This is a genomic window from Marinobacter persicus (assembly GCF_002934325.1).
GTDB classification, from domain to species: domain Bacteria; phylum Pseudomonadota; class Gammaproteobacteria; order Pseudomonadales; family Oleiphilaceae; genus Marinobacter; species Marinobacter persicus_A.
This window is the reverse complement of the sequence record NZ_PTIV01000001.1, coordinates 16196-29571: the sequence shown is the minus strand read 5'-3', so window position 1 is coordinate 29571 and position 13376 is coordinate 16196. Positions and strand designations below refer to the sequence as shown.

The following is a 13376-nucleotide window of genomic DNA, read 5'->3' as shown; positions in this document are numbered from 1 at the left end:
CTGAGTCCTGTGTGGACACCATTAACTGGCTTTTGCCAGGACTGTGAGAGGCTGTGAATTTGAAAGCAGGAGGAAGAAACATGGCGTCAGAAGCCCTGAGGCCTGATATTTCAAAGCGCCCGCTGGGTGCCCGGGTCAGTTCATTGATTCAGGTGCAGCTTGATCGCGGCAAAGTAGGCGTGGAAACCGTGGCGTCGCAGCTGAACATGAGCCGCTATACGTTGCACAAGAAGTTGAAGCAGGAGGGTGTGACCTTTGCTCACCTGCTGGAACAGGTGCGTCGGGAAAAAGCGTTGGCTTACATGAAGGATAAAACCAAGCCGCTGGTGGAAATTGCCGAGCAGCTTGGTTTCTCGGAATTGAGCGCTTTCAGCCGGGCGTTCAAACGCTGGATGGGAACGCCCCCGGCTGAATACCGCTCTATCAGACTTTCTTGAAGATCAGGGTGGCGTTGGTGCCGCCGAAGCCGAAGCTGTTGCTCATCACCAGGTCCAGATTCTGGTTTTCCTGGAGTTCGCGAACAATCGGGTAACCTTCAGCGCCTTCATCCAGATCCTGAATGTTGGCAGACGGCGCCAGGAAGCCTTCGCGCTGTTGGATCAGCGAGTAGATGGCTTCGTGTACACCCGCCGCGCCCAGGGCGTGGCCACACAGCGGCTTGGTGGAAGCCAGCGGCGGAATCTTGTCCCCGAAGGTCTCTTTCAGCGCTTTCAGCTCGGTGATGTCACCGGCCGGTGTGCTGGTGCCGTGGGTGTTGATGTAGCTGATCTCGCCGTCAACGTTGGCCATCGCCTGCTTCATGCAGCGGATGGCGCCTTCGCCACTCGGAGCGACCATGTCGGCACCGTCGGAAGTGGCGCCGAAGCCTACGATTTCGCCCAGGATGTTGGCGCCGCGAGCTTCTGCGTGCTCCAGGGCTTCCAGTGCCAGAACACCACCGCCGCCGGAGATAACGAAACCATCACGGTTGGCGTCGTAGGTGCGGGAAGCCAGTTCCGGAGTGTCGTTGTACTTGGTGGACAGTGCGCCCATGGCGTCGAACATCAGGCTCAGGGTCCAATGGATGTCTTCACCGCCGCCGGCAAACATCACATCCTGGCGGCCCAGGGCAATCTGGTCGGCGGCGTGGCCGATACAGTGAGCACTGGTGGCGCAGGCAGAAGTGATGCCGTAGTTGATGCCAGTAATGCCGAACGCGGTGGCCATGCAGGCGTTGATGGCGCTGCCCATGGTGCGCGGTACGCGGTACGGGCCAACGCGACGGATACCTTTTTCACGCTGGGTGTCGATGGCGTCAATCAGCTCAACGGTGGACGCGCCGCCGGTGCCGAAAACGATACCGGTGCTGTTGGCACGGATCTGCTCGTCGGTCAGGCCGGACTGCTCGATGGCCTCTTTCATGGCCAGGTAGGTGTAGCCGGAGGCCGGGCACATGAAGCGCATGAGCTTGCGGTCGATCAGTTCCGGCAGGTTCAGGTCGATACGGCCGGTAATGTGACTGCGCAGCCCTGCATCTTTGGCTTCCTGGCTGAACGCGATGCCAGAGCGGGATTCCCGCAGGGACTGGGCTACTTCTTTCTGGTTGTTGCCAAGGCTGGAGACAATCCCCATGCCTGTAATTACGACGCGACGCATAGTATCAACTCCTAAAAGTCATCAGTAGAGGTGAACAGGCCAACCCGCAGGTCCTTGGCGGTGTAGATTTCACGACCGTCCACTTCCATGCTGGCATCTGCAATTGCCATGGTCAGTTTGCGGCGAATGTGCCGCTTGATATCGAGACGGTAAGTGACCTTTTTGTTCTCGGGCAGTACCTGACCGAAGAATTTAACCTCGCCGGCCCCCAGGGCGCGGCCTTTACCCTGACCACCGGACCATGCCAGGTAGAAGCCGACCAGCTGCCACATGGCATCCAGGCCCAGGCAGCCCGGCATTACCGGGTCACCCTGGAAGTGAACCTTGAAGAACCAGAGGTCCGGGTTGATGTCGAGTTCGGCAACCAGGCTGCCTTTGCCATAAGCGCCATCGTCGTTGGCGATATGGGTGATGCGATCAACCATCAGCATTTCATCGATCGGCAGGCGCATATCGCCTTCAAACAGCTCACCGTGGCCGCAGCGGATCAGGTCTTCTTTGTCAAAATGGTCAGGGTACATGTTGCCTGTTTCTCTGTTGCAAAATGATTTTTGCGATACTTTAGCGTGTTCTGGTTCTGGAGCTATTGACCTTTAGTGGATGATTTTCGTCTTGCACGATCTCAGCCGGGTTTGCCATCGGCTCTTGGGCTTGCCAGGACGCCGGTATAGCGCACCAGGAACAGGCCATAGGCCAGAAGCCAGAGCAGGGCGCTGGCGCCAATGCCCGGATGCCAGGGGATCAGGTTAAAGCCCGTCAGTACACGAATTACAGCGGCGAGCTGGATAGCCACAAAGGCCAGCACCATGCCCCGGGGTAAAACCAGTGGCCGTCCTGTGTGCCCCAGGGATACGCGGGCAATGACGCCCAGGATCAGTCCGCCAATCGCACCGGTTCCTGCAGCATGAGCCCAGGCGTTGGTTGGCCAGCCGGCCAGCAGTGAGCCCGCCAGCAGAATCAGGGCAACTGGCACCCACAGGATGGAGATGTGCAGGATCCAGAGCAGCGGCTCCTTCGCAAACAACCAGCCTTTCCAGTTATAGAGCCTCACCAGCATCAAAGCGGCAGCCACCAGCGCCAGCAGGCTGGCAACGCCCTGCCAGCCGATTACCAGGGAGAGCATCAGCGCAACCATGGTGGCCAGCGCGGCCATATCCAGAGCTGGCACCATTTTGATGACGGAGCTGTCCTGTCCGTGGCGTTTCAGCCATCCAGAGGAGAAGGCGGGGGTGATGCGCCCACCAACGATGCTGATCAGCGCCATGGCCATAATGAGGGCGCCATAACTGAATGCCATATCCAGTCGGGTCACAAAGCCAATCTGCATGGCCCAGAGCAGGCCAAGCACCATGAGGATCATCAGTTGGCGTTTCTGTCGGGCGTGCCAGATGCGCCAGCCGGCATCAATCATCACCAGCGGCAGGAAAGCGAGGTTGGCGCCTTGCACTAGCCAGGCCGGAAGGTCGGCGCCCAAGGCCAGTAACAGACGCCCGGCCAGCCAGACACCCCAAAGCAGCACCAGCGGCCAGCCATGGGTGCGCTCGGTGCCGGTCCAGACGCAGACCGCCGTGAGCAGGAAGCCGGCAATGCCCGCCGAAAGAAATCCGAACAGCATTTCGTGCTGATGCCAGTACAGGCCGGGCATGGCCAGTGGCAGTTGGATGGCTCCAGACACTTGCAGCACCCATGTGGGAATAGCAACAAGGGCCAGGACGGTCATGGAGAGGAAGAAAATCCGGAACGGGTAGGCAAACAGCTGACTGACGCTGGCGCCTGTGCGATCGGCAGTGGTTGAGCTGATCTGCATGGCAGTCTCCCATATACATGTATTTTTGAGATATGTTAAATGCGGAAGCGCTCTCTAGCCATACCTGTTTGGGGGTATTGTGCGTACAATGGCCCCAACATGTCCTTTTCAAAGGAAAAATCCGTTATGAGTACCTATGTGATTCTCAAACACCTGCACATGACCACTGCGTATCTGACCATCAGTCTGTTCGCGTTGCGCCTGCTGCTGGACGCGGTTGGTCGGCCCGGGTGGCGGCAAACCCCGTTGCGCTGGATTCCCCACGTCAACGACACCATTTTGCTGGTGTCGGCAGTCACGCTGCTGTTTGTCGCCGGCTATGCTTCCGACATGCCCGGCTGGTTGCTGGCAAAAATCGCGCTGCTTTTCTGCTATATCGTGGTGGGTGTATTTGCCATCAAGCCGACGTTCAGCAAGCCGGTGCGTATTGTTGCTGCGATTGTGGCACTGGCCATCGTAAGCGGCATCTTTCACCTGGCCATGACCAAGCCGGCCTTTGGCTGATCGCGACCGGCAAAGGTATCACTCGCGTTTTTCCCCGCTCTGCCCAATTTGCCTGCTCAGTTCCGTCAGTTGTTCCTGAACGACGCGGAGCTGGCGGGCGATGTCATCCCGCTCATCGTGGGCCTGCTGGCGTTCCTTGGCATTCTGCTCCTCGCTCATGACTTCCAGGATGGCGCCGATCATCATATTCAGGAACACGAAGGCGGTCAGGAAAATGAACGTCAGGTAGTAGAACCAGCTTAGGGGGTAGGCCTCCATGGTGGCGTACATCACGTCGGTCCAGTCCTCGAAGGTGGCCACCCGGAACAGGGTGAGCATGGAAATCGCCACGTCGCCCCACAGCTCCTCATCGACGCTGGCAAAGAACAGGGATCCCATGGCCGCGTAGATGTAGAAGATAATGAACATCAGCACGGCGATGTAGCCCATGCGTGGAATGGCTTTCAGCAACGAGTTGATCAGAAAACGCAGTTCCGGTACCACGGACACCAGGCGCAACACCCGGAACACCCGCAACAGACGCCCCAGCAACACCGCCTCGGCATTATCCAGGGGAATCAGGCTGCCGATCACCACGATGGTGTCGAAGACATTCCAGCCGTCCATGAAAAAGCGTCGCTTGTTGGGACAGGCGGCAAACCGGAACAGGATCTCCACCAGGAAGAAGATGGTGATGCCGTTATCGAGCAATGTCAGGGTCTGCTCAACCAGCGGTGGCAGCTCGTAGGTTTTAGCGCCAATGGTCAGGGCAGAGAGAATGATGATGGCAATGACCGAGCCTTGAAACAGCTTGCTCGATTCAATGCGCTTGAGTTGTTCAAAACGGCTGGCTGTCGTCATGTCCACGAACGGGTTCCGGAAAATAGGGAAATGAGGCTGCTGATTCTAATGATCCAGACAGCAGAGGGGTAGCGTTACCGTTTGCCGGGCATGGCATTGCCCAGGACAGCGGTGACATCAGACAGATGCTTGGCTGCGAACCCGCCGGCGGCGATCGGCCCTGAACAGTCGCAGAAGCTGCCAGCATACGCCCAGGTAACACAGCGACCAGGCCCCGGCTGCCAGCCATAACAGGCCGGGATGCGACCAGGGACTGCCGCCGGCCAGATACCGAGCGCTCACCGCCACCAGCATGGCCCCGGCCACCGACCACACCTGCCAGTTCGGGGGGAAGGTCCGGTGTGCCCGCTGCCAGGCCAGGCGCAGCATGACGCTGCAGGACAGCGTGCCCAGGGCACCAATGGTGATTACATGCAGCGCCGGCAGCAGTTCTTTGCTGGTTAGCAGATGGCCGGCGGCCAGCGCGGCGCCCACTCCCAGCCACAGGTAACCGAATGCCAGTACCAGCAGGTCGGCACGTTGCCGGCAGTGCCAAAGCTTCCAGCGTGCGACCCGCAGGGTAATCAGCAAGGCGCAAACCAGCAGAACGCTACCAGTCAGGTCTCGGAAGGGCGTGACCAGCAATAGCGCCATGGCCAGGATCAGGAGCACCAGCAGCGCCCCTTCGATGCGCGGTTGTACTCGCGCTTCCAGGGCAATGCCCCTTTTTTCCAGTGTGCCGGCCACAGCCGGGGCAATAATGCGCCCGCCCATGAACGTCATCAGCAGTAAAAGTCCCAGGATGGCCACGTGCATCAGGCGGTCCCGCTCTGGCCAGGGCAGGCCGAGCTGTACCAGACAGAACGCCACCGCCAGGAGACACAACACCAGAATCAGTGGCCCGGCGATTTTGTTGCGCCACTTCTTTGCCGCCTGGAACCGTGGCACCACATGCCAGGCCAGCAACAGCGCAAATGCCGGGCTTAACAGTTGGGCAGTAACCGTATCCGGAGCCAGCAGCCAGGACACACGCGCCGCCAGCCAAAGAATGAACAGCGGCCCGAGTATCCGCCAAGGCTGTGGGCCCAGGGTATAGCCGGCAATCAGCGCCAGGGCGAAGCCGAAGATCAGCTCGTGACCATGCCCGCCATCGATCAGGCCGGGTGGCCAGCCGGAGCCGGACAGCACCGCGTAGAGGGAAAGGGGGACCACCATTGCCGCCCAGGATGCGGCCGTCGGGAAAAACAGCCAGAACGCGTGTAAAGGCTTGCCCGACGACATGGCCTAGATCGTGTGAGGCAGAACGCCGGAGTAGATGGCGGCAAAATGACAGGCACTGCCGCCAATAACAAACAAGTGCCAGATAGCATGCATGTAGGGAATGCGATCGGCCAGATAGAAAGCCACGCCAACGGTGTAAACCACGCCACCGGCAATGGTCAGGTACAGGGCGGTTTCATTGATGTTGGCGGCCAGGTCGGAGGCGGCAAAGACAATCAGCCAGCCCATGGCGATGTAGATGCCCACCCGCGCCAGTTTGAAGCGGTGCTTGAAGGCAATCTTGAGCGCTACCCCCGCCAGAGCCAGGGACCAGACAATGGTGAACAGTGTCCAGCCTGTGGTTCCGCGCAGGTTTACCAGCACCAACGGTGTGTAGGTACCGGCAATCAGGAAAAAAATCGCGCAGTGGTCCAGCGTCTTGAAAACGGCCCGCCACTTTGGATGACGGGAGCCGTGATACAGGGCCGAGGCAACATACAGCAGGGCCAGGGAAGCTCCAAACACACTGAAGCTGACCATCTTCCAGGCATCGCCCTGCTCACTGGCGCCAACCAGCAGGGCAACGGTGCCAATCACGCTGAGTAAAGCGCCGATAACGTGTGTGGCGCTGTTGATCCACTCTTCGATGCGATGGTGGATGGTGTCACCGGTTTGGTCAGAAGTGCTAATGCCGTGCGTCATATGTCGTTTTCAATACGGTATGAATTGCATGCTGCTCAGCCTACAGGCGTTCGGATAATGTGGCTATGCGTATCTTCCGGGCATGTTCAGAAAAACTGAACAACCTGTCAGAAATCTTCCGTTTTTGTCCCGGCTGGTTTAGCGGCTAAGCTGCAGTCATTGTTTTCAGGTAAAGGAGATGACTGCAATGGCAAAAGTACTTGTTCTCTATTATTCAATGCATGGCCACATCGAAACCATGGCCAACACCGTGGCTGAAGGCGCCCGCAGCGTGGATGGTGTTGATGTCGTGGTAAAACGTGTCCCCGAAACCATGGCAGACCAAGCTTTCCTGGACGCCGGTGGCAAGACTGATCAGCCCGCGCCAGTGGCAGAGCCCAAAGAGCTGGCGGATTACGACGCCATAATCTTCGGTACTCCCACCCGTTTCGGCAACATGGCCGGTCAGATGCGTACCTTCCTGGACCAGACCGGCGGCCTCTGGTTTGAGGGCAAGTTGCATGGCAAACTCGGTAGTGTTTTCACCTCTACCGGCACGGGTGGTGGTCAGGAGCACACCATAACCTCGTTCTGGACCACCCTTGCGCACCACGGCATGGTGCTGGTGCCAACTGGTTATGGCATTCCGGAATTTTTTGATATTTCCGAGGTGAACGGTGGCACGCCCTACGGCGCCTCCACCATTGCCGGTGGCGACGGCTCCCGCCAGCCCAGCAAGAAAGAACTCACCATTGCCCGCTACCAGGGTAAGCATGTGGCGGAACTGGCGGTGAAGCTGCACGGCTGATTGAACTCTTACAGATAATGCGGAGTTTAGCGGCAGGCTCCTGCCTGCCGCTTCCCGAATCCTGGCGTGAACCTCTAGTGACTGGTCCCTTCCTCGTAATGGATCTTGTTCCAAACGTTGTACTTCCCGGACGGTTTGTTCATGGGAATGCGCTTTTCCTCTTCCAGGGTGTCCGCGTCGTAGACAATCACCGCGCCGTCCTTGTCCCAGATACTCAGCAGCAATTTCTCGCCATGACGATCAAACTCCACATGGGCGGCCACCTTGCCGGGTGCCGGCTGCAGGGTTTTGACGATCTCCAGGGTCTGCTTGTCGATTACATGCACCTTGTCGGCATTCGGCCCGAAGAATACGTCTGCCCAGGCATAGCGGGAATTCTCGTGGCTGCGCATGAAAAACCCGGGGCCGTCGGTTTTCAGGGTCTTGATCACCTCCCAGGTGTCCATGTCGATGATGGAAATGGCGCCGGCGCCGAAATGCGGCGTGGCCATGACCCGGCGGCCTTCGTACTCCCAGGTGATGCCGGAGCCCAGGTGAGGCATGCCGGGGAGGGGAAGTTCTGCCACGGTGTCGCCGGAATCCAGGTTCATCACGATGCCATGCTTGCCATCCCGGGCCGCACCGATCAGGTGCTCATAGCTGGGGTCGAAGAAAAAGTCGTCCAGCAACGTGTCTGATTTCATTCGCCGGATCTGCGCCTGGTCGTTCTTTACGGTAATTTCCCAGGCTTCCGGAATGTCTTTCAGGGCGGCGATAAAGCTGTCCCGGGGCGGCGCGGCATAGACGGCACTTACCCGGGAACTGTCACCGGCCTCGTTTTCGACCGGCACGAAATCAAGCAGCTCCAGGTTATCTGCGTCGAACAGCACCAGGGTATGAGGCAGGTAGTTGGCGGCCATGACGTATTCGCCGTCGGCCGACACCGCGATGTTACGCATGTTGATGCCGGCGCGGACTTCCGCCACCACTTTCAAGTTGTAGATGTCATATTTGGTGATCCAGCCATCCCGGGAGCCGAAGTAAACAAAGCGGCCTTCCGGGCCGTATTTCGGCCCACCGTGCAGGGCAAAGCGGCTGGGGAAACGGTGGATGGGTTCCATCTTGTCGCCATCCAGCAGGGTGACGTGGTGATCGCCAATCTCCACTACCAGGAACAGGTTCATCAGGTCATCCACCTCGAACACAGGCTCATCCGGCAGGGAGCCGAGGGGATGGTTGACGATCCGGCTGTCACGGATCTCGGCTTCGCCCCAGGTCAGCTCATGGCTGGGGGGCTGATAAATGTAGTTGGTCAGATTCGCAATCTGCTGGTCATTGAGAATGTCTTCATAGCCACGCATCTGGGTGGCCGGGCGGCCCTCTCGAATAACGTTTTCAGCTTCCGATTTTTTCAGGCGTCCCAGGTTCTCGGGCAGCAGGGCGGGACCCATGCCTCCGAGCCGGTCAGGGCCATGACAGGCGGCGCACTGTTGCAGGTAGAGATCGTGAATGTCGGTATTGTTCTTGTCCTGAGCCTGGGTGGGCGCAGAAAGCGCCGCGCTGGCCAGCAACACAGTGCCGACCAGCGTTTTTAGGGTAGGTTTGAATATCACCAGCAACTGCTCCCGGTTAATGATTCGCTTCTTTCTGGTTATATAGAGGTGATCACGCCGGACGCTGCCCGGCGTGGGCCGGCGCAGAGCCGGCCAAAGCACTGTTCCAGCCAGCTTGCGCGGGCCGGGCGAGCTTTTCCGCCAGTTGAGCCACTTCACCGACAATGATCAACGTGGGCGGCTGGAAATCTTCCCGGTCAATGGTGTCAACCAGGTCGGCCAGCGTGGTCACGGTCATGTGCTGCAAGGGTGTGGTGCCTCGCTCAACCAGCGCGACCGGGCATGTCTCTGACAGGCCGTGGGCGGTCAGTTCTTTCACAATGGTGGGGGCGTTGTGCAGGCCCATGTAAAACACGCGGGTCTGGCCCGGCGCCGCCAGGGTTGGCCAGTTCAGCTCCAGGCCCTGGTCGCCCTTGCGGTGGCCGGTTACGAAGGTCACGCTCTGGGCATAGTCCCGGTGGGTCAGAGGGATGCCGCAGTAAGAGGCGCAGCCGGCAGCGGAGGTAATGCCGGGCACCACCTGGAAATCAATGTCGTTGTCCACCAGGAATTCGGCTTCTTCGCCACCCCGACCGAAAATGTACGGATCGCCTCCCTTGAGGCGCACCACGCGCCGTTGTTGGGTGGCCAGCTTCACCAAAAGGTCGTTGGTTTCTTCCTGGGGCACGTAATGACAACCACTGGCCTTGCCGACATGGATGCGCTCGGCCCTGGGGTTAACCAGTTCCATGATCTGGGGCGAAACAAGACGGTCGTACACTACCGCATCGGCTTGCTGGATCAGCATCAAGGCTCGCAGTGTAAGCAGTCCCGGGTCACCAGGCCCGGCACCAACAATGGCCACTTCACCAACCCGCAAGGGCTGTTCCGCCAATTGAAACTCCACCAGGCATTTTTTCCGTGTGTTTGTGCTCATGGCGTACTTCCTTACAGATTGTGAACCGGAATTTCGGTAACCGGGGCCGCGACCCGGCGTGGCAGGTCATCAACCACGCCAATCTCTTCGTTGGTCAGGTAGCAGCCGGGGTCTTCTTCCCAGAAATCTTTGGAAATGTTGTAGGCCCGTACCCGGGTGTTGCCGTTGCAGATCGGCAGGTATTTGCATTCGGCACAGCGGCCCTTGACCGGCCGGGGGCGCTGGCGGAAGCCCTGCATGAGTGGGTCGGTGGTCTCTGACCAGATCTGTGAGAACGGGGTTTCCCGCACGTTGCCCAGGTTATAGTCCCACCAGAAAGTGTCCGGATGCACCACACCGAGGTTGTCGATGTTGGAGATGTTCACGCCGGACGAGTTGCCGCCCCAGTTGGTCAGGCGCTGCTCCAGGGCCGGCACCTGGTCGGGGTAGTGTTCTTTCGCCCACTCAAGCAGGAAGGGGCCGTCGGCGTCGTTGTTGCCGGTAACGTATTCCCGCTCGATGCCGCGCTTGAGCTCGTCATGGCAATGGTTAAACAGCAGGGTCATGGCGTCGCGGGTCATGTCGTACCAGGCATCGCGCTTGCGGTTGCGGCCGCCACGACCGGAATAGTTCAGGTGCGACAGGTAGAACTTGTCGATGTCGTGTTCATCGAGCATGTCCAGCATGGCTGGCAGCTCGGGGTAGTTGTCCTGGGTCAGGGTGAAGCGCAGGCCTACCTTGATGCCGGCCTGTTTGCACAGAGCCACGGCGTTCATGGATTCCTTGAACGCGCCTTTCTTCTGGCGGAACTCGTCGTGGGTCTGCTCCAGGCCGTCAATGCTGATGCCCACGTAGTCGTAGCCAACGGCGGCAATCTTGTCGATGTTGTCTTCGGTGATCAGGGTGCCGTTGGTGGACAGCCCCACGTAGAAGCCCATTTCCTTGGCGCGGTGGGAAATCTCGAAGATGTCCGGGCGCATGAGGGGTTCGCCGCCGGACAGGATCAGCACCGGTACGCCGTAGGCCTTGAGGTCGTCCATCACGGTATAGACTTCGTCGGTGCTCAGCTCGCCCTTGAAGTCCACATCCGCGGAGATGGAATAGCAGTGCTTGCAGGTCAGGTTGCAGCGTCGGATCAGGTTCCAGATCACCACCGGGCCGCTGGGCTTGGGAACCGGGCGCACCGGGGCCGGGTTCATCAGGCTTTTGATGTAGCGGGTCATGCGAAACATAGTCTATCTCTCTCATCAGGAGTGGCTTTTGCCTCTCCGGGCGGGCCTTTGCGGCTCTCTGCCCTTAAGCAGCCTCTTGGTTAACTATCCCCCGTGGTGCTTTGCCAATCCATACCTTCAAAGGAGTAGATTCGGGGTAGTTTCAGCGCTTTTTGCTAACCGTTATCTTTCTGTTTTCTAAGTCTTAACCCGGTTTTTTTCAGAATCGCCGAACTGTAGAGGATGGTGTGGCCGCTGCAGGCATCCCCCAGCACGTCGGCAATCCGCCCGGCCTTGTCCTCCACCTCGTCGCCGCTGGTGCCATGAACCATGGCAAACAGGTTGTAGCTCCAGTAGGGCAGGTGCCGGGGGCGGCGGTAGCAGTGGCTGACAAAGGGCAGTTCACCCACCCGTTCACCGAGCTCGGCAATGGCGTCGTCGGCCACATCCCACACGGTCATGCCGTTGAAGCGATAGCCCAGCTTGTAATGGTTCGGTACGGCGGCCACGCGGCGAATCACGCCAGAGGCCTGCATTTTCTGGAAACGCTCAAGCACTTCGCTGGCGGGCATGCCCAGTTGGCTGCCCAGTTCCGTCCAGGGATCGGAGACCAGTGGCAGGCCGGCCTGGGTGGCCATGATCAGTTCACGGTCCTGATCGCTCAACAGCTCAGACTTCAAAGTGGAGGTGGACATGGAACTCCTGCTCCTTGGGCATGTTGTAAACGGGATAGCCGGTGAGCGTCTCAATGCGCTCGATGGTCTCGGCAATGCCGCCCGGGGTTTCGGTGGCCAGCACAAACCACATGTTCAGTTCGTGCTCCCGGCGGTAGTTATGGGCCACTTCTTCGAAGCTGTTGACCTGTTCGGTGACCCGCTCAAAGTCGGCTTCGGGAATGCGCATGGCGGCCAGGGTCAGCCCACCGCCCATCTCACCGGCATGGAACATGGGGCCAAAGCGGGTCAGGGTGCCGTCGGCCAGCATGGCCTGGAGGTGGTCCAACAGATCCTGTTCATCGATGCCCAGGTCTTCGGCTACATCCCGATAGGGTGTTTCGGTCAGCGGCAGGCCCAGTTGCAGGCGGTTGATGATCGCGCGTTCGGTATTGGTGAAATCGGAGATGTCGTCGCTTGATTGCGGGGACGGAGGCCGTTCAGCCATGACTGACATAACGTCCTCCCCGCTGACGGTAGGCCTTGGTGCTGAACAGGACCGAATGGGGAATGTCGGCCAGCCCAAAATCGGCAATCAGACCCTTTAGCTGCGCCCGTACCCGGTCACGGCTGACGCCATGAATCATGCAGAACAGGTTGTAGGGCCAATCCGGTAATTGCCGGGGCCGCTGGTAACACAGGGTAATGAAGGGCACTTTGGCCATGCGGGCGCCCAGTTCGGCCACGTACTCGTCCGGGACGTTCCAGACCACCATGGCGTTGGCGTTGTAGCCCAGGGTGCGGTGTTTGACCACCAGGCCCAACCGTTTGATCAGACCCTGCTCCTGCCATTGTTCAATGGCCTCCATGACCTGACTTTCGGTCAGCCCGGTCTGCTCGGCCAGGGTTTGGTAGGGGCGCGGGGTCAGGGGCAGCCCTTGTTCCAGCTGCTGGCGCAGTCGTAACAGGCCCCAGGGGCTGACCGGGTTTGTCTTGAACAGGTTGGGACCGGGCGTCGTGCCGGCTTGCCGCAGGGGCATGTTCATGGCAGCGCCTCCCAGTCGATGGGAAAGCCGAGATCAATGTGGTAGCCCTTAATCATGGGCAACCGCAGCATGGGTAGTCTCAGCTTTCTTTCCAGCTCGTCGAGCCGTTCGTCCAGAGTGTGTTCATCCGGAGCGGTCATCACGAACCAGAGGTTGTAGGTATGCTCCCGGGCGTAATTGTGGTTTACGCCCGGAGCAAGATTGATCTGGGTGGCTACCCTGTCCATTTTCTCGGGCGGAGCAGCCACGGCAGCCAGCAGGCTGGCGCCCGCCTGGCTATGTTCAAATACCGGTCCAATCCGGCTGAGAACCTGCTGCGCTTTCAGGGCGGACAGTCGTTCGATGACCTCGTCTTCGGTCAGGCCCAAGGTCTGGGCCATTGCCTGGTAAGGGCGCTCGCAGACCGGCAGTCCTCGCTGGTAACTGTCGATCAGTTGTCTGTCCGCGGCATCCAGCTGCATCAGG

At 59.4% G+C, this 13376-nt stretch carries 16 protein-coding genes; 3 read left to right on the top strand and 13 right to left on the bottom strand.

Annotated elements, in window-relative coordinates; genetic code table 11:
- The first annotated feature begins 80 nt into the window (after positions 1–80).
- Positions 81–437 carry a helix-turn-helix transcriptional regulator gene (locus BY454_RS00170; protein ID WP_104414608.1) on the top strand — a complete coding sequence of 119 codons (357 nt, stop codon included), beginning with the start codon at positions 81–83 and terminating at the stop codon, positions 435–437.
- Here the strand turns inward: BY454_RS00170 and fabB are convergent.
- From fabB to BY454_RS00155, 3 genes are all read right to left on the bottom strand, one after another.
- Positions 424–1635 carry a beta-ketoacyl-ACP synthase I gene (gene fabB / locus BY454_RS00165; protein ID WP_104414607.1) on the bottom strand — a complete coding sequence of 404 codons (1212 nt, stop codon included), beginning with the start codon at positions 1633–1635 and terminating at the stop codon, positions 424–426. The two genes, BY454_RS00170 and fabB, sit on opposite strands and share 14 nt — an antisense overlap.
- A gap of 11 nt (positions 1636–1646) precedes the next feature.
- Positions 1647–2156, bottom strand: a complete 510-nt coding sequence (gene fabA, locus BY454_RS00160) for a bifunctional 3-hydroxydecanoyl-ACP dehydratase/trans-2-decenoyl-ACP isomerase (RefSeq protein ID WP_104414606.1) — start codon at positions 2154–2156, stop codon at positions 1647–1649.
- Between the two features lie 101 nt (positions 2157–2257).
- Entirely contained in the window at positions 2258–3442 is a 1185-nt protein-coding gene (locus tag BY454_RS00155) for an NnrS family protein (protein WP_104414605.1), read from the bottom strand.
- Positions 3443–3568: 126 nt separating this feature from the next.
- Between BY454_RS00155 and BY454_RS00150 the strand changes: the two genes are divergently transcribed.
- A complete protein-coding gene (locus tag BY454_RS00150) occupies positions 3569–3946 on the top strand; it encodes a SirB2 family protein (protein WP_104414604.1) in 378 nt (125 codons plus the stop codon).
- An 18-nt stretch (positions 3947–3964) separates the two neighbouring features.
- Here BY454_RS00150 and BY454_RS00145 read toward each other — a convergent pair whose 3' ends face one another.
- From BY454_RS00145 to trhA, 3 genes are all read right to left on the bottom strand, one after another.
- A complete protein-coding gene (locus BY454_RS00145; RefSeq protein WP_104414603.1) occupies positions 3965–4786 on the bottom strand; it encodes an ion transporter in 822 nt (273 codons plus the stop codon).
- A 117-nt stretch (positions 4787–4903) separates the two neighbouring features.
- Positions 4904–6046 carry an NnrS family protein gene (locus tag BY454_RS00140; RefSeq protein ID WP_104414602.1) on the bottom strand — a complete coding sequence of 381 codons (1143 nt, stop codon included), beginning with the start codon at positions 6044–6046 and terminating at the stop codon, positions 4904–4906.
- 3 nt (positions 6047–6049) lie between these two features.
- Positions 6050–6727: a PAQR family membrane homeostasis protein TrhA gene (gene trhA, locus BY454_RS00135; RefSeq protein WP_104414601.1), complete on the bottom strand. Its 678-nt coding sequence runs from the start codon at positions 6725–6727 to the stop codon at positions 6050–6052.
- Between the two features lie 187 nt (positions 6728–6914).
- Here trhA and wrbA point away from each other — a divergent pair, with 187 nt between their 5' ends.
- A complete protein-coding gene (gene wrbA / locus BY454_RS00130; protein WP_104414600.1) occupies positions 6915–7514 on the top strand; it encodes an NAD(P)H:quinone oxidoreductase in 600 nt (199 codons plus the stop codon).
- A 74-nt stretch (positions 7515–7588) separates the two neighbouring features.
- Here the strand turns inward: wrbA and BY454_RS00125 are convergent, their stop codons facing one another.
- From BY454_RS00125 to BY454_RS00095, 7 genes are all read right to left on the bottom strand, one after another.
- Complete coding sequence (locus BY454_RS00125) at positions 7589–9106, bottom strand: cytochrome D1 domain-containing protein (RefSeq protein WP_104414797.1); 1518 nt, start codon at positions 9104–9106, stop codon at positions 7589–7591.
- 52 nt (positions 9107–9158) lie between these two features.
- A complete protein-coding gene (cobA, locus tag BY454_RS00120; protein ID WP_104414599.1) occupies positions 9159–10022 on the bottom strand; it encodes a uroporphyrinogen-III C-methyltransferase in 864 nt (287 codons plus the stop codon).
- A gap of 11 nt (positions 10023–10033) precedes the next feature.
- The gene (gene nirJ, locus BY454_RS00115) at positions 10034–11233 is read right to left on the bottom strand and encodes a heme d1 biosynthesis radical SAM protein NirJ (protein ID WP_104414598.1); all 1200 of its coding nucleotides are present in this window, start codon (positions 11231–11233) and stop codon (positions 10034–10036) included.
- 155 nt (positions 11234–11388) lie between these two features.
- On the bottom strand, positions 11389–11907 hold the full coding sequence (gene ahbB / locus BY454_RS00110) for a siroheme decarboxylase subunit beta (RefSeq protein ID WP_104414597.1): 519 nt from the start codon (positions 11905–11907) through the stop codon (positions 11389–11391).
- On the bottom strand, positions 11882–12373 hold the full coding sequence (locus BY454_RS00105; RefSeq protein WP_258075503.1) for an Lrp/AsnC family transcriptional regulator: 492 nt from the start codon (positions 12371–12373) through the stop codon (positions 11882–11884). Before BY454_RS00105 ends, ahbB (BY454_RS00110) begins: the two co-directional genes overlap by 26 nt.
- Positions 12366–12911, bottom strand: coding sequence for a siroheme decarboxylase subunit beta (ahbB, locus tag BY454_RS00100; protein WP_258075502.1), 546 nt, complete (start codon positions 12909–12911; stop codon positions 12366–12368). Before ahbB (BY454_RS00100) ends, BY454_RS00105 begins: the two co-directional genes overlap by 8 nt.
- On the bottom strand, positions 12908–13372 hold the full coding sequence (locus BY454_RS00095; RefSeq protein WP_104414595.1) for an AsnC family transcriptional regulator: 465 nt from the start codon (positions 13370–13372) through the stop codon (positions 12908–12910). Before BY454_RS00095 ends, ahbB (BY454_RS00100) begins: the two co-directional genes overlap by 4 nt.
- Positions 13373–13376: the final 4 nt, after the last annotated feature.